27 protein-coding genes and 1 pseudogene are annotated in these 21963 nt (G+C 41.4%); 21 read left to right on the plus strand and 7 right to left on the minus strand.

Translation table 11 applies throughout. The features are described from left to right. The first annotated feature begins 71 nt into the window (after positions 1-71). The 21 genes from rplN to FJ444_RS17845 all read left to right on the plus strand — a co-directional run bounded on the left by rplN (position 72) and on the right by FJ444_RS17845 (position 14134). Positions 72-440: a 50S ribosomal protein L14 gene (gene rplN / locus FJ444_RS17745; RefSeq protein WP_073325319.1), complete on the plus strand. Its 369-nt coding sequence runs from the start codon at positions 72-74 to the stop codon at positions 438-440. 12 nt (positions 441-452) lie between these two features. Then, positions 453-767, plus strand: a complete 315-nt coding sequence (rplX, locus tag FJ444_RS17750; RefSeq protein ID WP_140960575.1) for a 50S ribosomal protein L24 — start codon at positions 453-455, stop codon at positions 765-767. Between the two features lie 16 nt (positions 768-783). Then, positions 784-1323 (plus strand): 50S ribosomal protein L5, encoded by a 540-nt coding sequence (gene rplE / locus FJ444_RS17755; RefSeq protein WP_140960577.1) that lies wholly within the window; start codon positions 784-786, stop codon positions 1321-1323. An 11-nt stretch (positions 1324-1334) separates the two neighbouring features. Further along, entirely contained in the window at positions 1335-1640 is a 306-nt protein-coding gene (gene rpsN / locus FJ444_RS17760; RefSeq protein ID WP_140960578.1) for a 30S ribosomal protein S14, read from the plus strand. A gap of 12 nt (positions 1641-1652) precedes the next feature. Next, complete coding sequence (gene rpsH, locus FJ444_RS17765) at positions 1653-2045, plus strand: 30S ribosomal protein S8 (RefSeq protein ID WP_140960580.1); 393 nt, start codon at positions 1653-1655, stop codon at positions 2043-2045. 14 nt (positions 2046-2059) lie between these two features. Continuing rightward, positions 2060-2593, plus strand: coding sequence for a 50S ribosomal protein L6 (gene rplF / locus FJ444_RS17770; RefSeq protein ID WP_140960582.1), 534 nt, complete (start codon positions 2060-2062; stop codon positions 2591-2593). A 12-nt stretch (positions 2594-2605) separates the two neighbouring features. Further along, the gene (gene rplR, locus FJ444_RS17775; protein ID WP_140960584.1) at positions 2606-2959 is read left to right on the plus strand and encodes a 50S ribosomal protein L18; all 354 of its coding nucleotides are present in this window, start codon (positions 2606-2608) and stop codon (positions 2957-2959) included. Positions 2960-2968: 9 nt separating this feature from the next. Further along, positions 2969-3469, plus strand: a complete 501-nt coding sequence (gene rpsE / locus FJ444_RS17780; protein WP_140960586.1) for a 30S ribosomal protein S5 — start codon at positions 2969-2971, stop codon at positions 3467-3469. A gap of 6 nt (positions 3470-3475) precedes the next feature. Then, positions 3476-3655 carry a 50S ribosomal protein L30 gene (gene rpmD, locus FJ444_RS17785; protein ID WP_140960588.1) on the plus strand — a complete coding sequence of 60 codons (180 nt, stop codon included), beginning with the start codon at positions 3476-3478 and terminating at the stop codon, positions 3653-3655. A gap of 3 nt (positions 3656-3658) precedes the next feature. After that, positions 3659-4093 (plus strand): 50S ribosomal protein L15, encoded by a 435-nt coding sequence (gene rplO / locus FJ444_RS17790; protein ID WP_140960590.1) that lies wholly within the window; start codon positions 3659-3661, stop codon positions 4091-4093. Between the two features lie 5 nt (positions 4094-4098). After that, positions 4099-5418: a preprotein translocase subunit SecY gene (gene secY / locus FJ444_RS17795; protein ID WP_140960591.1), complete on the plus strand. Its 1320-nt coding sequence runs from the start codon at positions 4099-4101 to the stop codon at positions 5416-5418. 25 nt (positions 5419-5443) lie between these two features. Continuing rightward, positions 5444-5560 (plus strand): 50S ribosomal protein L36, encoded by a 117-nt coding sequence (rpmJ, locus tag FJ444_RS17800; protein WP_102798681.1) that lies wholly within the window; start codon positions 5444-5446, stop codon positions 5558-5560. 164 nt (positions 5561-5724) lie between these two features. Continuing rightward, the gene (gene rpsM, locus FJ444_RS17805; protein WP_140960593.1) at positions 5725-6081 is read left to right on the plus strand and encodes a 30S ribosomal protein S13; all 357 of its coding nucleotides are present in this window, start codon (positions 5725-5727) and stop codon (positions 6079-6081) included. A gap of 14 nt (positions 6082-6095) precedes the next feature. After that, the gene (rpsK, locus tag FJ444_RS17810) at positions 6096-6488 is read left to right on the plus strand and encodes a 30S ribosomal protein S11 (RefSeq protein WP_140960595.1); all 393 of its coding nucleotides are present in this window, start codon (positions 6096-6098) and stop codon (positions 6486-6488) included. A gap of 24 nt (positions 6489-6512) precedes the next feature. Next, positions 6513-7133: a 30S ribosomal protein S4 gene (rpsD, locus tag FJ444_RS17815; protein ID WP_140960596.1), complete on the plus strand. Its 621-nt coding sequence runs from the start codon at positions 6513-6515 to the stop codon at positions 7131-7133. Between the two features lie 19 nt (positions 7134-7152). After that, positions 7153-8142 carry a DNA-directed RNA polymerase subunit alpha gene (gene rpoA / locus FJ444_RS17820; protein WP_140960598.1) on the plus strand — a complete coding sequence of 330 codons (990 nt, stop codon included), beginning with the start codon at positions 7153-7155 and terminating at the stop codon, positions 8140-8142. Between the two features lie 39 nt (positions 8143-8181). Then, on the plus strand, positions 8182-8583 hold the full coding sequence (rplQ, locus tag FJ444_RS17825; RefSeq protein WP_140960600.1) for a 50S ribosomal protein L17: 402 nt from the start codon (positions 8182-8184) through the stop codon (positions 8581-8583). Between the two features lie 232 nt (positions 8584-8815). Then, complete coding sequence (locus FJ444_RS17830) at positions 8816-9850, plus strand: HAD family hydrolase (RefSeq protein ID WP_140960602.1); 1035 nt, start codon at positions 8816-8818, stop codon at positions 9848-9850. A gap of 2 nt (positions 9851-9852) precedes the next feature. After that, complete coding sequence (locus tag FJ444_RS17835; protein ID WP_140960604.1) at positions 9853-11778, plus strand: rhamnan synthesis F family protein; 1926 nt, start codon at positions 9853-9855, stop codon at positions 11776-11778. Between the two features lie 15 nt (positions 11779-11793). Continuing rightward, positions 11794-13023: a glycosyltransferase family 2 protein gene (locus FJ444_RS17840; RefSeq protein ID WP_140960606.1), complete on the plus strand. Its 1230-nt coding sequence runs from the start codon at positions 11794-11796 to the stop codon at positions 13021-13023. Then, the gene (locus FJ444_RS17845) at positions 13016-14134 is read left to right on the plus strand and encodes a hypothetical protein (RefSeq protein WP_140960608.1); all 1119 of its coding nucleotides are present in this window, start codon (positions 13016-13018) and stop codon (positions 14132-14134) included. The genes FJ444_RS17840 and FJ444_RS17845 overlap by 8 nt, the downstream gene beginning before the upstream one ends. A gap of 215 nt (positions 14135-14349) precedes the next feature. On the opposite strand, the gene FJ444_RS17850 is transcribed toward FJ444_RS17845, so the two are convergent. From FJ444_RS17850 to FJ444_RS17875, 7 genes and pseudogenes are all read right to left on the minus strand, one after another. Next, positions 14350-15726 (minus strand): tetratricopeptide repeat protein, encoded by a 1377-nt coding sequence (locus FJ444_RS17850; protein WP_140960610.1) that lies wholly within the window; start codon positions 15724-15726, stop codon positions 14350-14352. A gap of 598 nt (positions 15727-16324) precedes the next feature. After that, positions 16325-16480, minus strand: a pseudogene (locus FJ444_RS21685) (IS3 family transposase); the annotation flags it as partial. A 177-nt stretch (positions 16481-16657) separates the two neighbouring features. Continuing rightward, positions 16658-17317 carry an HAD hydrolase-like protein gene (locus FJ444_RS17855; RefSeq protein WP_140960612.1) on the minus strand — a complete coding sequence of 220 codons (660 nt, stop codon included), beginning with the start codon at positions 17315-17317 and terminating at the stop codon, positions 16658-16660. Then, entirely contained in the window at positions 17314-18063 is a 750-nt protein-coding gene (locus FJ444_RS17860; RefSeq protein WP_140960614.1) for a 3-deoxy-manno-octulosonate cytidylyltransferase, read from the minus strand. The genes FJ444_RS17855 and FJ444_RS17860 overlap by 4 nt, the downstream gene beginning before the upstream one ends. A 1-nt stretch (position 18064) precedes the next feature. Continuing rightward, entirely contained in the window at positions 18065-19660 is a 1596-nt protein-coding gene (locus tag FJ444_RS17865) for an aldolase catalytic domain-containing protein (RefSeq protein WP_140960616.1), read from the minus strand. Positions 19661-19676: 16 nt separating this feature from the next. Then, positions 19677-20555 (minus strand): hypothetical protein, encoded by an 879-nt coding sequence (locus FJ444_RS17870; protein ID WP_140960618.1) that lies wholly within the window; start codon positions 20553-20555, stop codon positions 19677-19679. 166 nt (positions 20556-20721) lie between these two features. Then, complete coding sequence (locus FJ444_RS17875) at positions 20722-21963, minus strand: glycosyltransferase (protein ID WP_140960620.1); 1242 nt, start codon at positions 21961-21963, stop codon at positions 20722-20724.

A 21963-nucleotide genomic window follows, 5' to 3' on the forward strand; every position in this document is an offset into this window, starting at 1 on the left:
ATAGCCCGAAATGGTTGTTTTTAGCACAGTAGGCGACTCGAGAGAGTCATATTAAATAGCGGAGCACTAACATGATCCAAATGCAAACTAACCTGGATGTTGCCGACAACAGCGGCGCTCGCAGGGTTCAGTGTATTAAGGTTCTTGGTGGCTCGCATCGCCGTTATGCAGGCATCGGTGACATCATCAAAGTTACTGTTAAGGAAGCAATTCCTCGCGGTAAAGTAAAAAAAGGTGATGTACTGAACGCAGTGGTGGTGCGTACTAGAAAAGGCATTCGTCGCGCTGATGGTTCTACCATCCGTTTCGATAGCAATGCAGCTGTGTTGTTGAACAACAACAAGCAACCAATTGGTACGCGTATCTTTGGACCGGTTACACGTGAGCTGAGAAGTGACAACTTCATGAAGATCATCTCACTGGCCCCAGAGGTACTATAAGGAGTCACGATAATGGCTAATAAAATTCGTCGTGATGATGAAGTAGTCGTATTAGCGGGTAAAGACAAAGGCAAGCAAGGCAAAGTCGTGCGTGTTATTACGTCTGAAAACCGTGTAGTCGTAGAAGGTGTTAACCTGGTCAAGAAGCACCAAAAGCCTAACCCACAACTGGGTGTAGCTGGCGGTATTGTTGAGAAAGAAGCATCAATTCACGTTTCTAATGTTGCGGTAGTTAACCCGGCTACGGGTAAAGCTGATCGCGTTGGTTTCCGTTTAGAAGAAGGCAAAAAAGTACGTGTCTTCAAATCTAACGGCGAACTTGTTTAATTAATTGGAGAGTACGATGGCGAAACTGCATGATTTCTATAAAGAAACAGTAGTAGCTGAACTTGCGAAGCAGTTCGGATACAAAAGCGTCATGCAAGTCCCTCGGATTGAAAAAATCACTCTAAACATGGGTTTAGGTGAAGCAGTTGCTGACAAGAAAGTTCTTGAGCACGCGACAGCCGATATGGCTGCTATCGCTGGTCAAAAGCCAATTGTTACAGTTGCACGTAAATCAGTAGCGGGCTTTAAAATCCGTGAAGGTTATCCGATTGGCTGTAAAGTAACCCTGCGCGGCGAGCGTATGTGGGAGTTCTTAGAGCGCTTAATTTCGATTGCAATTCCACGTATCCGTGACTTCCGTGGTCTGAACGCTAAGTCGTTCGACGGTCGTGGTAATTACAGCATGGGTGTGCGCGAACAAATTATCTTCCCTGAAATCGATTTCGATAAGGTAGATAAAGTTCGTGGTATGGATATTACTATCACCACCAGTGCTGGCACTGACGAAGAAGCGCGCGCGTTATTAACCGCGTTCAACTTCCCATTCAGAAAATAAGGTGTAGGGTTATGGCAAAAGAATCAATGAAGGCCCGTGAAGTAAAGCGTGCGAAGCTTGTTGCTAAGTATGCTGAAAAACGTGCTGCGCTTAAAGCGATTATCGGCGATGTTAACGCTTCTGAAGAAGAGCGTTGGGATGCTGTATTGAAGCTGCAACAACTGCCACGTGACAGCGCCAAAACGCGTCAGCAAAACCGCTGCCGTATAACTGGTCGTCCACATGGTTTCCTACGTAAGTTCGGTCTTAGCCGTATCAAGTTGCGTGAAGCAGCGATGCGCGGTGAAGTCCCTGGCCTGAAAAAAGCCAGCTGGTAAGGAGTAGCTGATATGAGCATGCAAGATCCTATCGCGGATATGTTTACCCGCATCCGTAACGGCCAAATGGCACAGAAAGTTGCTGTAACTATGCCTTCTTCAAAACTTCGCGTTGCAATCGCTGAAGTACTGAAAGCAGAAGGTTACGTAACTGACTACGCTGTTTCTGGAGACGTTAAGCCTACTTTAGAAGTGACTCTTAAGTACTTCCAAGGTAAGCAAGTAATCGACACTATCGAACGTGTTAGCCGTCCTGGCCTGCGCATCTATAAGAAAAAAGATGAGCTGCCAAAAGTAATGGGCGGACTGGGTGTCGCTATCGTGTCAACTTCTAAAGGTGTGATGACTGACCGTGCTGCGCGTAAAGCAGGCATGGGCGGTGAGATCATCGGTTATGTAGCGTAATCGGAGGAGTTGAAATGTCACGAGTAGCAAAAGCCCCAGTTGACGTTGTATCTGGCGTAGAAGTATCTATTTCAGGTCAACAAGTCACTATTAAAGGTAGTAAAGGTACACTGACTCGCGTATTTAATGACGCCGTTGAAGTAGTACAGGAAAACAACCAGGTTAAAGCACTTCCACGTGAAGGTTTCCTGGATGGTTGGGCGCAAGCCGGTACTGCACGCGCATTGCTTAACGCAATGGTAATCGGTGTGTCTAAAGGTTTTGAGAAAAAACTGCAGTTGTTAGGTGTTGGTTACCGTGCACAAGCACAAGGTAACAAACTGAACCTGACTCTGGGTTTCTCTCACCCTGTAGCATATGAAATGCCAGCTGGCATTACAGTTGAAACTCCTACACAAACTGAAATCCTCGTGAAAGGCGCGGATAAGCAGGTAGTAGGTCAGGTTGCGGCGAACATTCGCGGTTACCGTCCACCAGAGCCTTACAAAGGTAAAGGTGTTCGTTACGCTGACGAAAACGTACGTCGTAAAGAAGCTAAGAAAAAGTAGGTGGGTGATACGATGGATAAGAAAGCAGCACGCTTGCGTCGCGCAACTCGCGCACGCGCTAAAATTCGTGAACTGGCCGCGCATCGCCTGGTGATTAACCGTACACCTCGCCACATCTATGCTCAGTTAATCGCTCCTAGCGGTGCTGAAGTACTGGCGGCGGCTTCTACGGTTGAAAAAGATCTGGCTAAAGATCTGAAATCAACTGGCAACGCTGAAGCAGCGGCTTTAGTAGGTAAAGTAATCGCAGAACGCGCAATCGAAAAAGGCATCAAACAAGTTGCTTTCGATCGCAGCGGTTTTAAATACCACGGTCGCGTTAAAGCATTAGCTGATGCAGCTCGCGAAGCTGGCCTTCAGTTCTAGGAGTTAATAATGGCTAAACAAGAAGTTCAAACAGGTGATATGCTTGAAAAATTGATCGCCGTTAACCGCGTTTCTAAAGTGGTTAAAGGTGGTCGTATTTTCAGCTTCACTGCATTGACTGTAGTGGGTGACGGTAATGGCCGTGTTGGTTTTGGTTACGGTAAAGCACGTGAAGTGCCAGCCGCTATCCAAAAAGCGATGGAAAAAGCCCGTCGCAACATGGTTAGTGTTGATCTGAACGGTCACACGTTGCAGCACCCAATCAAGGGTCGCCACTCTGGTTCTAAAGTTTACATGCAGCCAGCATCTGAAGGTACCGGTATTATTGCCGGTGGTGCGATGCGTGCAGTACTAGAAGTAGCCGGTGTGCAGAACGTACTTTCAAAATGTTACGGTTCTACTAACCCAATCAACGTTGTTCGCGCAACTATCAACGCTCTGACAGAGATGAACTCTCCGGCTGGCGTTGCAGCGAAACGTGGATTATCTGTAGAAGCAATTTTGGGGTAATTCGACATGGCAACGATTAAAATTAAGCAAACTAAAAGTGCGATTGGCCGTCTGCCAAAGCACAAAGCAACGCTGAAAGGCTTGGGTCTGCGTAAAATCAACCATGTCCGTGAGCTGGAAGATACACCAGCAGTACGTGGCATGATCAACCGTGTAAATTACATGGTTGAGATTGTGGAGGAGTAAGACATGCGTTTAAATACAATTTCTCCAGCAGAAGGTTCAAAACCAACTGGTAAGCGTGTAGGTCGTGGTATTGGTTCAGGCCTGGGTAAAACCGGTGGCCGTGGTCATAAAGGCCAAACCAGCCGTTCAGGCGGTACTATCAGACCAGGCTTTGAAGGTGGTCAGATGCCTATTCAGCGCCGTCTGCCTAAGTTCGGTTTCACGTCTCGTAAGAGCTTTGTTACTGATGAAGTAACACTGACTGAAATCGCTAAGGTTGAAGGTGATACAGTTTCTTTGGACACTTTGAAAGCAGCGGGTCTTATCAAGAAAGACGTACTGTTCGTTAAAGTTATGAAGAGCGGTGAAGTATCGCGCGCTGTAACTGTAAGCGGGTTGAAGGTTACTAAAGGTGCCAAAGAGGCAATTGAAGCTGCTGGCGGTAAAGTAGAGGAATAAGCTAAATGGCGAAACCAGGATTGGATTCGGGCGCAAAAAGCGGCTTGAGTGAGCTTAAAGCGAGATTGTTGTTCGTACTGGGAGCAATTGTAGTATTCCGGTTAGGCTCTTATGTGCCTATTCCTGGTATCGACGCTGCAGTACTGGCACAGTTGTTCGAGCAACAAAAAGGCACCATCGTAGAAATGTTTAACATGTTCTCTGGTGGCGCGCTTGAGCGTGCATCTGTTCTGGCTTTGGGGATTATGCCTTACATTACTGCATCAATTATTATGCAGCTGCTCTCTGTTGTGCATCCGCCAATGGTTGAGTTGAAGAAAGAAGGTGAAGCAGGCAAACGCAAGATCAGCCAGTACACGCGTTACTTAACGCTGGTACTCGCGACTTTCCAGTCAATTGGTATTGCAACTGGTCTGCCTAACCTGATTTCCGGTTTGGTGATTAATCCTGGCTTTGGATTTTACTTTACAGCGGTAGTGAGCTTAGTCACTGGAACCATGTTCCTGATGTGGTTAGGTGAGCAAATTACCGAACGAGGTATCGGCAACGGTATCTCTATCTTGATTTTTGCTGGTATTGTTGCCGGTCTGCCAACAGCGATAGGTCAGACTGCGGAACAGGCAAGACAGGGTGACATCAATATGTTACTGCTGTTGTTAATTGGTGCCATTGTTATTGGTTTGACATACCTGGTTGTGTTCGTAGAACGCGCTCAGCGTCGAATCGTGGTAAACTACGCTAAACGTCAGCAAGGCCGTAAGGTGTTTGCAGCGCAAAGTACACATTTGCCACTCAAAGTGAACATGGCAGGGGTTATCCCACCAATTTTTGCGTCCAGTATTATTCTGTTCCCTGGCACCATTGCGGGCTGGTTTGGACAGAATGAATCAATGGCGTGGCTGCAAGACGTAGCATTGTTACTGTCTCCTGGCCAGCCTTTGTATGTGATGTTGTATGCAGTGGCTATCATTTTCTTCTGTTTCTTCTATACTGCGCTGGTATTTAACCCGCGTGATACAGCAGACAACCTGAAGAAGTCCGGTGCATTCATTCCAGGCATCCGCCCGGGTGAGCAAACATCGCGTTACATCGATAAGGTAATGACTCGTCTGACACTTGCTGGCGCTCTATACATAACCTTTATTTGTTTAGTGCCCGAGTTCATGTTGATTGCGTGGAACGTGCCTTTCTACTTCGGTGGAACGTCACTGTTGATTATCGTAGTTGTAATCATGGACTTTATGGCACAGGTGCAGACCCATTTGATGTCAAGTCAGTATGAGTCTGTTCTGAAGAAAGCGAATCTTAAAGGCTACGGCCGTTAAGATTAGCCTACTACGGAGTGATGTAATGAAAGTTCGTGCATCAGTAAAAGCGATTTGCCGTAACTGTAAAATCATCAAGCGCAACGGCGTTGTGCGCGTGATCTGCAGTTCTGACCCTAAGCACAAGCAGCGTCAGGGCTAATCGAAAGCGGTGAATAATTTGTTACTACTGTAAGCAGAACCTGACACCAGGTTCTGCTTTCGGTGTAACTAAATTAATCATCTATCATTTGCAATTTGTTCGACGGATAAGTATCCTAACGGGCTTTTTAGGTCGTCGACATATTATTAAGAGGAGTGCTGTTAATGGCCCGTATCGCTGGCATTAACATTCCTGAGCACAAGCACGCTGTGATCGCCCTCCAGGCTATCTATGGCGTTGGTCCTACACGTGCGAAAAGCATTTGTGCAGGTGCTGGTGTTGCAGAAGATACAAAAATCAAAGAGCTTGACGAAGCAACTATCGAGAAGCTTCGTGAACAAGTGGCTAAGTTCCTTGTAGAAGGTGACTTACGTCGTGAAGTTTCTATGAGCATTAAACGTTTGATGGACCTGGGTTGCTTCCGTGGTATTCGCCACCGTCGTAGCTTGCCTCTACGTGGTCAGCGCACTAAAACTAACGCGCGTACCCGTAAAGGTCCTCGTAAGCCAATCAAGAAGTAAGCGAGGGATAAGTTATGGCAAAAGCACCAGCTCGTAATACGCGCAAACGCGCTAAACGTCAGGTTGCAGACGGTATGGCTCATATCCATGCGTCTTTCAACAACACAATTGTGACTATCACAGACCGTCAAGGCAATGCACTGTCATGGGCAACTTCTGGTGGTTCAGGTTTCCGTGGTTCACGTAAATCTACCCCATTTGCTGCACAGGTAGCTGCTGAGCGTGCAGGTGTTGCTGCACAAGAATATGGTCTGAAGAACCTTGAAGTATTCGTTAAAGGTCCAGGTCCAGGCCGTGAGTCTGCGATCCGTGCTCTGAATGCTACTGGCTACAAGATCACAAACATTACCGATGTGACCCCTATTCCTCACAACGGTTGTCGTCCACCGAAAAAACGTCGCGTTTAATCGACGGACAGTTGGAGAAAGAACATGGCAAGATATTTGGGTCCAAAACTCAAGCTTAGCCGTCGCGAAGGTACAGATTTGTTCCTGAAAAGCGGCGTTCGCGCAATCGATTCTAAGTGTAAAATCGATACAGCTCCTGGTCAGCATGGTGCCCGTCGTGGCCGTTTGTCTGACTACGGTGTTCAGCTGCGTGAAAAGCAAAAAGTCCGTCGTATGTACGGCATTTTAGAAAAGCAATTCCGTAACTACTACAAAGAAGCTGCGCGTCTGAAAGGCAACACTGGTGAAAACCTGTTGCAACTTCTTGAGCAGCGTCTGGACAACGTAGTATACCGGATGGGATTTGCCAGCACTCGTGCGGAAGCGCGTCAGCTGGTTAGCCACAAGGCTATTATGATTAATGGCAAAGTGGTAAACATTCCATCATTTAACGTTACTGCCGAAGACGTGGTTTCTGTTCGTGAAAAGGCTAAAAAGCAAGCGCGTATCGCGGCTGCTTTGGAACTGGCTGATCAACGTGAGAAGCCAACCTGGATTGAAGTAGACAGCAACAAAATGGAAGGTACGTTCAAGCGTGTTCCTGAAAGAACAGACTTGTCTGCCGAAATTAACGAACAGTTGATCGTCGAACTTTACTCTAAGTAAAGCTAACTAAAGAGGAAGCATTGTGGGTTCTGTGACTGAATTCCTTAAACCGAGATTAGTAGAGATCGAAAACGTTTCTCCTACTCGTGCCAAAGTAACTTTGGAACCCCTGGAGCGTGGTTTTGGCCACACTTTAGGTAACGCCTTACGTCGCATCTTGCTGTCGTCTATGCCTGGATGCGCAGTAACAGAAGTGGAAATTGATGGCGTACTTCACGAGTACAGCACCAAAGAAGGTGTTCAGGAAGACGTAATTGAAATCTTGTTGAACCTGAAAGGTTTAGCTGTTCGCTTAGAAGGCAAAAACGAAGCGACGCTAACTCTGGTGAAATCTGGCGCTGGCCCTGTTGTAGCTGGTGATATCCAGCATGATGGTGACGTAGAAATCGTTAACCCTGACCACCTGATTTGTACTTTAACCGGCGAAACTGAAATCAGTATGCGCATTAAAGTAGAAATGGGTCGCGGTTATGTTCCAGCGTCTACTCGTCGTTCCTCTGAAGAAGATGATCGTCCAATTGGTCGTTTGTTAGTGGATGCTTCCTATAGCCCTGTTGAGCGTATTGCTTACACCGTAGAATCTGCGCGTGTTGAGCAGCGTACAGACCTGGACAAGCTGATCATTGATATGGAAACGAATGGTACTTTGGATCCTGAAGAAGCCATTCGTCGTAGTGCAACCATCCTTGCTGAGCAATTGGATGCGTTTGTTGAACTGCGTGATATCTCTGAGCCAGTACAGAAAGAAGAGAAGCCGGAATTCGATCCGATTCTACTTCGCCCTGTTGATGATCTGGAGCTGACAGTACGTTCTGCGAACTGCTTAAAAGCAGAAGCTATCCAGTATATTGGTGACCTGGTTCAGCGTACCGAAGTTGAGTTGCTTAAGACTCCTAACTTAGGTAAGAAATCGCTAACTGAGATCAAAGATGTTCTAGCATCTCGTGGACTTTCTCTGGGCATGCGCCTGGAAAACTGGCCACCTGAGAGCATCGCTGAAAAAGATTAATCAGGTTTATCGCAAACTGATTTGTAGAAGGATAAAACTATGCGCCATCGTAAGAGTGGTCGTCAGTTGAATCGCAACAGCAGCCATCGTCAAGCTATGTTCAAAAACATGGCCGGTTCTTTGGTTAAACACGAAGTGATCAAAACGACGTTACCTAAAGCGAAAGAATTACGTCGCGTAATCGAGCCTCTAATCACACTGGCTAAGCAAGACAGCGTTGCAAACCGTCGTCTGGCAATGGCCCGCACTGGTGATAAAGAGGTTGTTGGTAAACTGTTCAACGAGCTTGGCCCGCGTTATGAAGCTCGCCCAGGTGGATACACTCGCATTCTTAAATGCGGTTTCCGCGCTGGCGACAACGCGCCTATGGCTTTCGTAGAGCTAGTAGACCGTCCAGTTACTGAAGCTGCTGAAGAAGCAGTAGAGGCAACTGAAGAGTAAGTAATTACTCGAATCGCATACGCCGATTTAATTTGAAAAACCCGCCTATTGGCGGGTTTTTTGTTTTAAATATAGATTTCATTTTGAGCATTGTTAGATGTGATTAACTGACAAAATATGGGGTAGTTGATTATGTCAATTTGAGACTTTCAAAAAATAAAATGATAGTATTTCCAATTGCTATCGAGCTGTATTGATAGAGTATGTCTTTTCTTAGGTAAGTTTATTATTCATGGTTGAATCAACATCCCTAAAGCATTTTGGTTTCAATTTTTGTGGGCCAATTGTTTACAGTTATATAAAGAAAGTATCTGAATATCTGGATGAAAATCCTAAGCAAGTCTACTGTTTAGCAAGAGAAGGTTATCTTTTAAAGGCAGCACTCCAAGCCTATCTGCCTGATTTGCAATGTCACTATTTATTGGTTTCCCGTACCTTTTTGTTTCGAATCCTACTTAGTGACGAACAATCGTGGCCTTATAGTTTAGGTCATGCGTTTGAAGGCGAGTTACTAAAGTTCTTCGTATCACGATTTGGCTTCACGCACGAGCAAGCTGTATCGTTTCTAAAAGATAATGAAATAAAACAGACGGTTTCGTTACCTGAAGATGCGTCAAAGATTGAAGATATCTTTAGAAGAGAATCTTCTGCGATTGAAAGTATTATCAAGGACTCGCGAAGCCTATACCTATCGTATTTGTCTGATATTGGCTTAACTTCACAAACACTGAATAACGCGCTTTTACTTGATGTAGGCTATTCCGGAACTATTCAAAAGCTATTATCTATCTTGTTAAGTAGTCATAGTCATGGCATGTATTTTATAACCACGGATTCAGACAATAGCAAAGCAGGTAATTATACAGCCAGATTAAACTACGTTTTTAAAGATAAAGTGAAAATGGGGAACGGATATACATTGTTAGACCGTTCTATGTTTCTTGAATCGCTTTTCACTTCCCCAGATGGCCAATTCTTGGATTTGCTGGTAAGCCATGATGGTAGCTACATTCCTTGTTATGGTAAGAGAAACTACACACAGCATCATTTCGATAAGTTAAATTTAGTTTTTCAGGGTGTATTGGACGCAATCAAACATTATAGATCCAATAATATTGATTTTTCTGTGGATGAAATTGAGTCTTTATACGCGTTGTATGTAAGTAAACGTCATTTGTTGCCTTCAGTAAGTTGGCCTTTGTTTGAATTTGACGACGCCATATCAGGGTTCGGAAACGTAAATTCACTGCAGTTTTTTGGAATGTAATTATGAAAACAAGCATTAAGAAAATAATACGTTCTTTACAGGCTGGTTCAGAGAAAGTTACGAGCCCATCCTTAGCTAAAGCATATAAGTTAGCTAAAAAGAGTGGGTTATTTAACGCCAAATGGTATCAGGAACATTACGGCAGTTTTATAAGTGATTGGCACGCCTTTAAGGATTATGTTGCAAAGTCTACATTTGCAAACGTGAACCCATCACCTAATTTTGATACCGAAACCTATAATCGTTGTAATGTCGACGTTTACCATCAAGGCATATCTCCCCTGATTCATCATATGTATCATGGACAATATGAAGGGCGTGCGTCTTCAAAAGCTATCAATCGTTGGATCCCAACCGACAGCCTGGTACCAGTAGAAACCGGTACATGGCAAAATCAGAAGATAGCTTTGGTTCTACATATCTTTTACCCCGATTTTGTAGACAAATTCTGCGAATGTATTAAATCGTTCCCTACTAAGGTGGATGTTTTTGTTACGGCTTCAACTGAACAAATAGCTATCTCTGCAAAGAACAAGTTTTTAAGTACCGGTAAGGCAAACGCTGTAAATGTGGCCGTTTGCGAAAACAGAGGCAGAAATTTCGGTCCGTTTTTGGTGCATTTTGCAAAAGATTTACTGGAATATGACCTAATGTGTCATGTTCACTCAAAGAAGTCTCTCTACAGTGGGCGTGAGCAAACACAGTGGTTTGATTATCAAAATCAATTCTTACTAAAAGATAAGCACGTAGTAACGTCAGTGTTGCGATTATTTGATGAGCATTCAAAGTTGGGCATCTACTATCCAACTTCATTCTGGATGATGCCAGCGTGGGTTAATCACTGGACATGCAATAAGCCTTTCGCTCAAGGTTATGTTAATGAGTGGGGAGTAAACATTGATGATAATTTTATCAATTACCCTGTTGGCGGAATGTTTTGGGCTCGTCCCAAAGCACTTACCCCATTACTAAACAGTACATATGAATATAGTGACTTTCCAGAAGAGCCTTTACCGAATGATGGCAGTGAGTTACACGCTTTGGAACGGTTATTAGGATTATTGGCTGAAAAAGAAGGCTACGAGCAGTTTTTTTATTATCCGCCATTAGGTAGGTTTACCAAAGACAAATCTTATATATCGACCAGTTATTATAAGCCTCCTCAGGCATTACTTAATGACTTACAGAATTTTCAGGTCGTGTCGTTTGATGTGTTCGATACAGTTTTGCGAAGAAAATTTACTGAGCCAGATTATGCCAAGACCTTATTAGGTAAAGCGCTCACTGAATCGGGGATTTTTAATAGCCCTGAAGAGTTTGTCTCATTGAGAAATGAAAGCGAGCTGATTTGTAGAAAGGAACGAGGTTTCAAAGGTGATGTGTGCATTACAGAAGCCTATAAAAAGTTAGCTGACACAATGAATGTCGAATACACAGTTGCGTTAGAATGGATGACAAAAGAATTTCTACTTGATTTAGACATGTCTGAGCCAAAAGACGAGATGGTAGAAATTGTTAAGCAATTGAGTTTAGCCGGCAAAGAAATCTGGTTTGTTACTGACATCTATTACACTAAACAGCAAATCGAAACTATGCTGAAGAAAATTGGTATAGCGATTCCTTACAAGTTGTTTGTGAGCTCAGATTTAAGGAAGAGAAAAGATGCTGGCACAATGTGGGAATACATCAAAAAGCTGATAGATGAAAAAGGGCAATCTTTCATCCATGTTGGTGACAACGTTCGTTCTGATGCCCAAATTTGTGGTGACTATGGATTGCAAAATATTCACATTTTGAATCCTTTGGATAAATGGGCAATTGCTGGATTTGATGATATCGCCAAATTCAATAAGCCAAGTGAAAATGACGTGCTCAAGTGGGGCGCGCAAATTAGTCATTTCGGCAGATATCCCTTTTTTGGCGAGTAGTATTAGAAAACGCATATGAAAATAGCAATTTTAATGATGCAGAAAAATGAATCTGAACTCCTAGAAAAGTGGATCAGATATCATGGGTATTTGGTAGGTTTTGAAAATCTATATGTATACGATAATGGCAGTGTTGAACCGGTTATTAAGGAAACATTGAATGTATTTGAACATTTGGGTGTAAATGTCGAATATGGTTTTAATGAAAGGTGCCATTTTGAGTCAAAGGGCGAATTGTTCTGTAAAAAAATAAAAGAATTAGAATTCGAAAAACCAGAAATCGATTTTTTCATTCCTTTAGATTGCGACGAATTTCTAGGCTTTTTGGATGATGAAGGCAATGTGTCATGCGATAAAACAGGCCTTTACTCATTAATGTGCAATTATAAAGGTCGCAGAGAGTTGTTGCTGGTTGATAGTCAGTACTATAACAATTCTGTTAGTGACTCATATTTTAATAAACAGCCGTATCGCAAGTGTTTCTTTTATAAAAATACGATTAAAAGTTTGGACGTTGGTTTTCATTGGGGCAAAGTAAAAGATTCGGAAAGTGAATATAAAACCAGATTGGTACACTATCATTTTCATAATAAGCCTTTTACCGTAGGTAAGGCGCATGCTCGGGAAAAGCTAAAAGGGAGAGTGGATAATTTCGAACCGCAAACTATCGCAGCTTATAAGGGAGCAGGGCTTCACCTCGTGCGTTTCTTTACACAGGATGAGTCAAGTTACGTTAGCAATCAGCTCAACCTGCAGCATATCTATTCAGCAGCATTAAAACTGAAGTTTAACGAACTCGGTATTGCCTGGCCATATTCGAGCGAGCTTATTAAGTCTCGGAATGAACTTGGATTAAAGACCCCGCAGGAGGGGTTTCAGAATTTAGTGCCATATTTTAGCGGCAGTATTGATTTTCTGGGATTTGATGTTAATTCAAGAGAACTTGCCATTAAAGGTTGGGGTGTATATCAGAAAGGTGTAGCACCCGAAATATTTTACCTCAGTTTTGCCTCAGGATTGGATATTAAAATCCAAGTGAATAACCGGGTAGTAAGGGCTGATGTATCTAAAATGCTCAATATGAGAGTTTCGGAAATCGGTTTTGAAGAAACGTTAACTATTCACGATGATATTAAGCTGGAAGGTGAATTCACAGTTGTAGTTAAATCGAACTATCATTCCAAATGCTATCAATTTGATATAAGCAAAAAGTATCAAAATTTATTTACAAAATCAGATGTCTAAAAAGAAAATACTCATTCATGTTGGGCCACCTAAAACAGGCACTTCTGTTCTGCAGCATTGGTTCAATAACAATAAAGACTGGTTACTGAGCCACAGTGTCTATTACCCTGCTCATGAAGTAGATAGTAATAATGTTAGTTCTGGGCATAAAAATCTGTTTTTGGAAAGAAAACCCGATACAACAAGGACTTCTTTTAGCACGATACTATTCGAAAAAGTACTTAAAGAGTTCAAGTTAAGTGGATGTGAGACTTTATTATTAAGTTCTGAATTCTTCTTTTATCAAATACCTCAATTTTTTTCATACAACGATGAATTTGACCTTAAATTTATTGCGTATGTGAGAGCTGATATCGACTTGGTCGAGTCACTTTATAACCAATCAGTAAAGCGGAATGGGCAGGTAAAGCCTTTGCCTATAAGAGCAACTTTACCGTCAAGTTATCTTGATGATTTGGAAACGTTCATCAAAGATTACTCTGCAGACATGTTTTCATTGCGAGCATACGGTGATGATTCAGTTTTCTCCGGACAGGATATTGTTACTGACTTTATGTGTGAGTTGGATATCGATGTTCTTAGTAGACCACCATCCAATTCTGCAAAGATTAACTCATCGTATAGCTTCGAAGCATTAGAGTTTAAACGGTGGTTGAATCAATTTTCTCTGGGAGAGTTTGAGAGCGAAATTGATTTCTTTCTGCAAGCTATATCGTCAGGGTATATGTCATATTCTCTGATACCCTCTGAAGCATTTGAACAATACAAAGCTCAAAGTATTGCCAAAATTGAATCGTTAAATCAGCAAGCAGTTATTAATAACTGCGATAAACTATTGCACTATCTAAATAATAAAGTAAGAGCAAACTATATGCACCAGGAGCTCTATCCTCAACATTTAAATAGAATTGTGCAACAACTCGCAGGCAGCAATCCAACATTGCTTAATCGCTTAACTATGGCTTTGTTGCCTCAGATTTGCTCTGAAAGAGATAGTATTCACTTTCAGACAATTACACATTGGAATAATTTGGTAAACGACTCGCGAAGCAAACCCAAAAATCGGTTCATCAAAGCATTAAATTGGTTAAATAAAAGACGTAGTAAATAGCATTTAGTACCTAGCGAGTATTATGATGAAAGAAATAACTGTTTGCCCATATACATAAAATTGACCCGGATAGCCCAAGATTATCAGGAATGCATGGACAGTCTATAAGAGCTAATATTAATCGGTAAACGCAATATCGAAGCCGCACATTTCCGCGAATGCGCTTTAAAATATTTGTAGTACGTTCAGAATGCGAAAACCTATTATAAGTAATGCTACGTTAAATACTTTTGGTATGTTGAATCGCCAAATTCTACGACAAGTCTTCGGGCTGAAGAACCTATTAAGTCAAGCCTCTCGGCTTTAATTGATGCATTTAATAAATCAATTAATCCAAGCTTGTTTGTATCTTCTAAACAAAGTGATTTTGAAGCGGAGTTAACCGCGCCGTCATAATCCCCAAGTTCAAGCTGTATTCTGGATTTTAACCGGTAAGCGTTAGCAATGTTTGAATCGCATATCAGTGCTTCATCTACATATACCAATGCCTGTTGATACTTTTTTTGTCTAAGTAAACATTCCGATATGTTTATTAGAATGAACGTGCTATGGCCTGCATAGCGAATAATTTTTAAAGAAAAATCAAGCGATTCTTGAATTAAGCCAAGATCTGAAGCTCTTTTAGCGATAATGAAATATCCCCTTGCGACGTGAGGTTTGCACATATCATCTCTCGACTTTAGAGAAATCTTATCGAATTCTAATATCGCCTTATTTTGTATCTTCTGCATTAATTCATTCAAAAGCCCTGGAAAGCTTTCCGGTATTTCGTTCAGCTCGAGTAATTTTAGAACACAGCTAAATACAACAGCTTGATTCTGTGTATGTAAGCCGAATACATGATAGTAGCGGGCGATATTTTTCCGCTTTCGAGCAATAACGTTACAGTCGTGAGGAGTTAGTTGTTCCGAAAAAGCGCCCTCCAGAAAATCTTCTAATATGTCAGCTCGTTGCAGCCACATCATGATGACATGACCTACAAATGGCATTTTTAAAGGTATTAAATTATTGACATCATTAACTATTCTGGAGATGTGTTTGTTATCTTCTACACAAAATGGATCATAAGCAACATATATACGTTTTGCATTTCTAGCATATCGCCTAGCATCATTGAAATCGCCATTCCAATCCTGTGATGTTCCTTGTGGATACCTTTTGTCCCATTCAGTGAGCTCGGGTATCAGAGTGGTTTGGGGATTAAAAGCGATTACGGTTGAATTTGGTACAGCGTCTGAAAATACCATGGCTGCAAAGCCACCCATGGAAGAGCCATAGAAGAACACTTTATTAAAACTACTTGCGAAGGCTTTGAAATCACTTGAACGAAAAAATTGATGGAGACATTTTCCTCTGTACCAGTCGACTACCTTAGGTTTTATTCCTAACACACAGTAGCCTTTCTTGTTCAGGTAAAGGCTGCCCCAAGCATATCTCAAACCATCAGGTCTGGGAATATCAGGTTTATCTGCATTCTCAAATGTAATTACTAACTTATTAAGATCACCAGGGACGTAATCTATAAAATAATGCTGGGTTTCTATTTGGCGAAATCGGATGCCATTCGGATAAGTCAGATCACGTTCGAACAAGTTTGAGCCCTTAAACTATTAAACTTCAGATCCTGCAATGTTCTTAACACAAGAAGATCTTATCGCTATTATCAAAAATTATCATATTTTACAGATTAGTGCATTCAACTTAGAGAGGATGACGGGTATGAAGTGTTAAGGGCATATGGTAATGTAATGAATAACCCTATAGGAAAGGATGGACATAACCATCACCCAAAGATTGGCTTGGCTTGGCTTGTCTTGGCGGAAAAACTGGGATCGGCTGAGCTTCTTCTCCAACAATCTTTATGAAAACCGTAAAGTGATTTACACCACTTATGCCATCGGTATTCGACAGTGGTAAATTTGTGTTTCACCTGAACAAACTTGCATTACCTATGTTGTGAGCGCATATCATTGCGCCTGGCATAAAATCCATTCGTGACTAAGTTCATGGCCGATGATTTTGCCTAAACCAGCAATCTGCTCTGGGTCCACTTATTGTTAAACACAAACTAAAAAAAAGTAATCTTCAGTTCCGATATCTAAAGCTTTGTGGCCAAGTTCACTATGCCACTACACTTTGCGCTGGCATCAGAAGTCACATCACGCTTTTTACCTGAGTCTACTCCCATTTTATTAACCCACGCCCTTAACGTCTCTAGCGTACAACCAATTTTAGATGAAACTGACAGCAAAGCAGCCCATCTCGAAGGGGCTTATGTTCTGACGTCAAAAACATGAGAACTGCTCGCTCGCTGACTTCTGGGGAATACGTTACTCTTTTGTTCATTGGCTAATCCTCTCAAGATAATTAGCCTCCGACAAACCCGGATTGATTCACAGTTTGATTAATGTGATTACGCCAAAATCGCTTGGTGGTTTGTAGCGGTAGAATCTATTGGTAATCACACCAATCCATCTCAGTGTTCAAAATAAGCTATCACTTTTAAAAATGTTAGCCTGAAAATCATGCAATTAGGTCTGAGAGCCTGTCAAGACTATAAATATTATTTTGTTCACAAAATATTTTCCAATCTTCTACTTCAGTCCATTCACTGACGAACACAAAATCAAGTCCAGCATTCGTCGAAGATTGGAAGTCGTACTTACTGTCTCCAATAAATAAGGCCTTTCCGGAAATGTTTGAATTAGATAATTCTCTTTCAAAAATGATGTCTTTAGAGTCTGGACTACCAAAAATGCCATTTGGAAACAAATGATCCAATTTACGTTCTTTGAATAACTCACGAAGCTCACTTTGGGCTCCACCTGATACTACCATCCATTTTGCATGAGGTGTATGGGCTTTTAGTAAAGGTAGTGAGGGATTAACTTTGCACGTAGACAAACCCTGTGCTACTTCAGCAGCATAATTATCCAATAGCTTATTATAGGTATCATTAAAATCTAAATGACTTAAATACTGATTTATAACCCATTCAAATTTCTTAAAGCGAGATATCCCTCCATTCGCAACATGATAGTCTCTAATTGCTATGGCAGCTTCTTTGCTAAAGGTAACAGTAGCATTATAAAATGCGTTTGTTTTTACCTTATTTGAATCAAGGATTATACCGTCGCAATCGAAAGCGATAGTTTCGTAATGAGATATTGGTATAGTACTCATGAACTTAATACCTTTCTAAGTTCGGCTTCCACAATCGCTACATCTTCTGGTGCATCAACGGCATAGCTACCTGGTTTTGTTTCAATCATCTTGATCGGAGTGCCGAACTCTAGAAAACGAAGTATTTCAATATCTTCACTGTGTTCCAGAGTACTTTTCCTACCAAAGTCTCGAAATAACTTTAGTTCGGATTTATTAAAAGCATATATACAAACCTGCTTCTTATAGGAAGCTGGTGCATTCTTTAAATCCTTGAAACCAGGGATTGGTAAACGCGACATATATACAAGGTTGTTTTCTTCCGTCGTAATTACTTTAGGGATATTTACATTCTGAGGCTTTTCATTCTCATTTAAGTAACTAAAACCATTGATAATCATATTTGGGTATTGATGTTTGGCATTTGCTATCTTTTTAATGTCGTCAGGATCAACTAAAGGTTCATCTCCTTGAACATTCACAATAATATCAGCTGTAATAAGTTCTGCTGCCTCCGCGAGGCGATCGGTTCCTGTTAGAGCCGGACCTGTCATCACTACTTTAAATCCTGCAGATTCCACCGCTATTTTTATACGCTCGTCATCAGTTGCTATATAAACGTGTTCATTACCAACAGCTTTAGCTGATAATTCTGCTACCCATAGAATCATTGGCTTTCCAAGTAGCTTTACTAACGGTTTGCCTGGATAACGTGTCGATTCATATCTTGCTGGAATTACTACTGCAACGGTATTGTTTATTTGCATTTTATAAGCCGTAAACCGAAATTGATGGGATATCGTAAGTAGTGTTTGTGATCGATATCAGAGATATACCTGTTTTATCTGTAAACAAATTAAAAATCTTTTGCATCTCTTGGGTGCGGTTATCTGATGCACCAAAACCATCGAATCCTGCCAAGTATATCTGATTACAGTTCCCTGAGGCAGCGACAGCCAAGGCATAGCTGATAACAAGGGAATTGGGTAAAATAGCATTTACAGGATTTACAACAAATTCATTTCCACGCACTTGTAATCCAAAATTCAGACAGTGCTTATTACCCAGCGACTTTAAAACGTCTGCTGGGAGAGCTTCAAGAGGCACAATAAGTGGTTGAGGCAATTTAGCGTGCTTATCGCAGTCGGCTAATAACCTGACAGGATGGCTAGCTATCCTCAGATCTATCTTCTCTTCTGGCAAGACAGACTGAGTATTCATTGCAATTACAATAGGTTTGTATTTATCAATATATTTCTGTACAGCAAAACTATGCTCGCTTAGGCCTCGCCCAGCACCTAAGATTAGAACATCTTTTCCAGATAAAACTGAACTTGGCTCCCAGCTGCCTTTAGGTGGGTTAGCATAAAAATTACGAGTAGCGTCTAGGGTATCGTAACTAAACTTAGCTCCGCCCTCAATTCTTAGGTGTTCCAAAGTAGCAAGAATATCTTCTTCATCAAAACGAGGGTCTGATAACATTTCTTGAACAAAAGTTGGATGAATTCCGTATTTTCCAGAAAGATAATAATATGGGTTTGAGCCCCAACCACATTCGTTTTTCAATGGTTGGAAGTAATTTTTTATAAGAGACAATAACGGAACCAGATTCACTGACTCACCTCTTAGGCTAGAAATTTCAATAGCTAGCTCTTCTGTCCTGGCATTACCTGGGCCCCGTCCCATCCCTGTAACAGTTGAATCTAACCATGTAACGCCTGCTTCTATTGCTGTAAGAGTATTCTGAAGTGCTTTACCCATGTTGTCATGAGTGTGGATACCTAAAGCACCGTCCCAGTATTTTCTGAGCCAGGATATTATTTTTTTACATTGTGCGGGATCCATACTTCCCATAGAGTCAGCGAAATATAGTGCATCAATATCAAATGCTGAAGCAGCCTTGGCTAAATTTTCAACTTCGTGCTGAGCACGATCAGCCACCTGCATTAAATTAAAACCGACCTTAAACCCTTTCTCTTTAAGCCATGTTGTAGAAGGTAATGCAGCTTCAAATTCATGAACATGACATGCAATTCTTACTATTTTGACAGGAGATAAACTTGAGTCATTCGGAAACAGTTTTGAAAGAACTTCCGCTATGGGGAAATCTCCAATAAGTTCTGACGCATTAACCATAACCGCGACATCAAGGGACTCGGGGACATTCAATGAGGTAATATATTCATCAGTAGTGTAAGCAGAGGCCCCTTTAAATCCTGAATTTTTCAGTGACCTAAGGCCTAGTTCAACTATATCTACTTTGGCGGCTGACATGGCTGTTAAATATTTGCCAACAGTTTCCGTTGGAAAATTCCAACCATTGTAATAACCGCCGTCTCTTAAGGTGCAATCTAAAATATACATGATTTTTTCCTAACGCTTATACAACTGAGTTTCGAATTAGCAAATGGTTTGCATATTTGGCCGCTGGGTCATCAATAATTCTTGCGAACCATTTCATTGCTATGCAGGAATCACTGCTGTGTTTTGTAATCTCAGTATTTATGTCTTCGATCTTAACGCAATTTTCCGAAACGTCTCTAGGGTCTTTGCCATCAGAGGTTGGCTTAAGTGGCTTAGTGACTACAATATTTGGGGTAGTACTCTTATACTCCGAATAATTTTCTTTAATTAGTCTATTAGCCAATGTTGGCACTATTCCTTCTTCAACTGGCCATAGTAAATCTTTTTGCTTAAAAAAATCTGGCTTGTAAAATTTTTCAAAATGGAAGGACATTTCTTTCCATAGATCTGCGGGAAAAAAAGCCCCCTCCTGTCTTCCCATCACAATTTCATCGGCACTAATATTAAAATATGCTCTCAGGTCAGAAAAGCAGGGGTCATTCATCATTCGATTATAATGTGGCCATGCAGGTACAGGTTTCTGCTGTAAGTAAGCACATTTTTTCTTTTTAACGAATTCCAACAAGTTACCTTGAATTATGAGATCTGCGTCAGTATGAATATAAACATACTCGATGTCGTGAGCATGTGAAGACGAAAAAAGCCTTTTGGAATTGGCTATTTGTCCACCAAAATTGCATAAGTTACTTGTTTTATACTCCGAACTTGATGCATTAACGTTGATACCTGGAATTTTTTCAAGAGAGTCAGCATTAATATCACCATCGGAAGCAACATGGAGAAAATGTATAGCATCATCACCATGACTTAAATGATAGTTTTTTAATTGTCTCTCTATTAAGTCAGTTCTAAAACTAACTGCAGACAGCACGGCTAGTGACTTTAATTTACTCATCTAACAGATGTTACCTTTTGATTTTTAGGTACATTAAAAACTCAAAATATTGCTTCGAAGCAGTTCATAGAGCAGGGGCTCTGAGTGTATTTCAGAGCCATTTTAGCTCAATAAATGATTGAGTATCATGTATTTCCCGATTAAAGCTAATTTGTTCTTTTGTATATCAGGCAAAAAAAGCCAAATGTTGAATGGCACAGTTTTCGTGTGTTAATGGCTTATTGATATTCTCAACGCATTGTTCCCAAAGAATCTCTGAACTAGCCGCAAGTTTCATTTTACTTGCCAGTGCGATTGGGTTTCGTGCACTAAATTGCAACCCATCAATACCATCTCTCACTTTTTCCTTCATGCCACCTATATCAGAAACAATTAAAGGTCTCCCTGCGGTAAATGCTTCCTGTATCACCATTGGAGAATTTTCCCACCATATGGAGGGAACAATAACCCAATCAATTTCTTTCATTCGGGCCAATTGTTCCTCTGGTCGGTATGGACCAACCCAACGCACGGTTCCTTCTTTAATAAATTTCTTTGCCAATAGTTTTACTTTTTCCTGAAATTCTCCCGATTGAACCTCTAAATTGGCACCATGAATTTCAACTGACATTGTTGATCGCTCTTCTTTGGTCATTGAGCGCAATGCTTCCATGAGGATGTCTATTCCTTTATAGGGATTCACCTGGCCAAAATAAGCAAATCGGTTTCTTTTTTCTCCAGCTTGCAACAAGCGAGGAGCTAAAGGCGCAATGTCTTTCTGGCCATTTTCAATTACTATTATGTCATCTTCTTTTATACCCCATTGGATATAACGTTGGCGCAAAAATTCGGACGGCGAAATAAAGCCGTCAATCAAATCAAAATGACGTTTAAAGTAATTTTTACGTAACCAAAAATCTTCAGCAGTATTATCAGGGAAACATTGACGGCACTCATCGTAGGATTCGCTGCTACATAACTTATGGCCTTCTCCAGTTTTAACCATTTGACCGTTATGTTTACAAATTGCCATGTACTCATGCAGTGTAAGGAATATACGTATTTCCGGGTTAATAGCTTTAATAACCCTTATAAATTCCAGCCCCATATGTGCATAGTGATGCATATGAACAATAGACGGCTTTAATGCAGTAATTAAATCAGTAAACCAGGTTGTTAAACAATCCTGATTTACAGCTTTCATCATATGCCAGTCATGAATAGACTGTTCCCACAAATATTCATTATCGCGTCTTTTTCTAATTTGACCGGTCGCACCGCGACCTCTGTCTGCACGAGCTAAAAACCAGGCTTCTTCTATATCCGGGTGTTTTTTGTATTCGTTATATAGATTATATGCGGCGATTTCCGCGCCACCCAGGCTAAAATCTGGGTGGGCGTGTGATACTACTAATATTCTCTCTTTCAT

Source organism: Aestuariibacter sp. GS-14 (assembly GCF_006494365.1).
GTDB classification, from domain to species: Bacteria; Pseudomonadota; Gammaproteobacteria; order Enterobacterales; family Alteromonadaceae; genus Alteromonas; species Alteromonas mangrovi.

Excerpts from the sequence above, each read along its gene's own strand:
- rplQ (WP_140960600.1), top strand. The coding sequence starts at position 8,182 with ATGCGCCATCGTAAGAGTGGTCGTCAGTTGAATCGCAACAGCAGCCAT.
- rplO (WP_140960590.1), top strand. The coding sequence starts at position 3,659 with ATGCGTTTAAATACAATTTCTCCAGCAGAAGGTTCAAAACCAACTGGT.
- rpsH (WP_140960580.1), top strand. The coding sequence starts at position 1,653 with ATGAGCATGCAAGATCCTATCGCGGATATGTTTACCCGCATCCGTAAC.
- rpsD (WP_140960596.1), top strand. The coding sequence starts at position 6,513 with ATGGCAAGATATTTGGGTCCAAAACTCAAGCTTAGCCGTCGCGAAGGT.
- FJ444_RS17855 (WP_140960612.1), bottom strand. The coding sequence starts at position 17,317 with ATGAGTACTATACCAATATCTCATTACGAAACTATCGCTTTCGATTGC.
- FJ444_RS17830 (WP_140960602.1), top strand. The coding sequence starts at position 8,816 with ATGGTTGAATCAACATCCCTAAAGCATTTTGGTTTCAATTTTTGTGGG.
- FJ444_RS17870 (WP_140960618.1), bottom strand. The coding sequence starts at position 20,555 with ATGAGTAAATTAAAGTCACTAGCCGTGCTGTCTGCAGTTAGTTTTAGA.
- FJ444_RS17875 (WP_140960620.1), bottom strand. The coding sequence starts at position 21,963 with ATGAAAGAGAGAATATTAGTAGTATCACACGCCCACCCAGATTTTAGC.
- secY (WP_140960591.1), top strand. The coding sequence starts at position 4,099 with ATGGCGAAACCAGGATTGGATTCGGGCGCAAAAAGCGGCTTGAGTGAG.
- rpsK (WP_140960595.1), top strand. The coding sequence starts at position 6,096 with ATGGCAAAAGCACCAGCTCGTAATACGCGCAAACGCGCTAAACGTCAG.
- FJ444_RS17860 (WP_140960614.1), bottom strand. The coding sequence starts at position 18,063 with ATGCAAATAAACAATACCGTTGCAGTAGTAATTCCAGCAAGATATGAA.
- rplN (WP_073325319.1), top strand. The coding sequence starts at position 72 with ATGATCCAAATGCAAACTAACCTGGATGTTGCCGACAACAGCGGCGCT.
- rplX (WP_140960575.1), top strand. The coding sequence starts at position 453 with ATGGCTAATAAAATTCGTCGTGATGATGAAGTAGTCGTATTAGCGGGT.
- rplE (WP_140960577.1), top strand. The coding sequence starts at position 784 with ATGGCGAAACTGCATGATTTCTATAAAGAAACAGTAGTAGCTGAACTT.
- rpsN (WP_140960578.1), top strand. The coding sequence starts at position 1,335 with ATGGCAAAAGAATCAATGAAGGCCCGTGAAGTAAAGCGTGCGAAGCTT.
- rplF (WP_140960582.1), top strand. The coding sequence starts at position 2,060 with ATGTCACGAGTAGCAAAAGCCCCAGTTGACGTTGTATCTGGCGTAGAA.
- rplR (WP_140960584.1), top strand. The coding sequence starts at position 2,606 with ATGGATAAGAAAGCAGCACGCTTGCGTCGCGCAACTCGCGCACGCGCT.
- rpsE (WP_140960586.1), top strand. The coding sequence starts at position 2,969 with ATGGCTAAACAAGAAGTTCAAACAGGTGATATGCTTGAAAAATTGATC.
- rpsM (WP_140960593.1), top strand. The coding sequence starts at position 5,725 with ATGGCCCGTATCGCTGGCATTAACATTCCTGAGCACAAGCACGCTGTG.
- FJ444_RS17835 (WP_140960604.1), top strand. The coding sequence starts at position 9,853 with ATGAAAACAAGCATTAAGAAAATAATACGTTCTTTACAGGCTGGTTCA.
- FJ444_RS17840 (WP_140960606.1), top strand. The coding sequence starts at position 11,794 with ATGAAAATAGCAATTTTAATGATGCAGAAAAATGAATCTGAACTCCTA.
- FJ444_RS17865 (WP_140960616.1), bottom strand. The coding sequence starts at position 19,660 with ATGTATATTTTAGATTGCACCTTAAGAGACGGCGGTTATTACAATGGT.
- rpmJ (WP_102798681.1), top strand. The coding sequence starts at position 5,444 with ATGAAAGTTCGTGCATCAGTAAAAGCGATTTGCCGTAACTGTAAAATC.
- rpmD (WP_140960588.1), top strand. The coding sequence starts at position 3,476 with ATGGCAACGATTAAAATTAAGCAAACTAAAAGTGCGATTGGCCGTCTG.
- FJ444_RS17845 (WP_140960608.1), top strand. The coding sequence starts at position 13,016 with ATGTCTAAAAAGAAAATACTCATTCATGTTGGGCCACCTAAAACAGGC.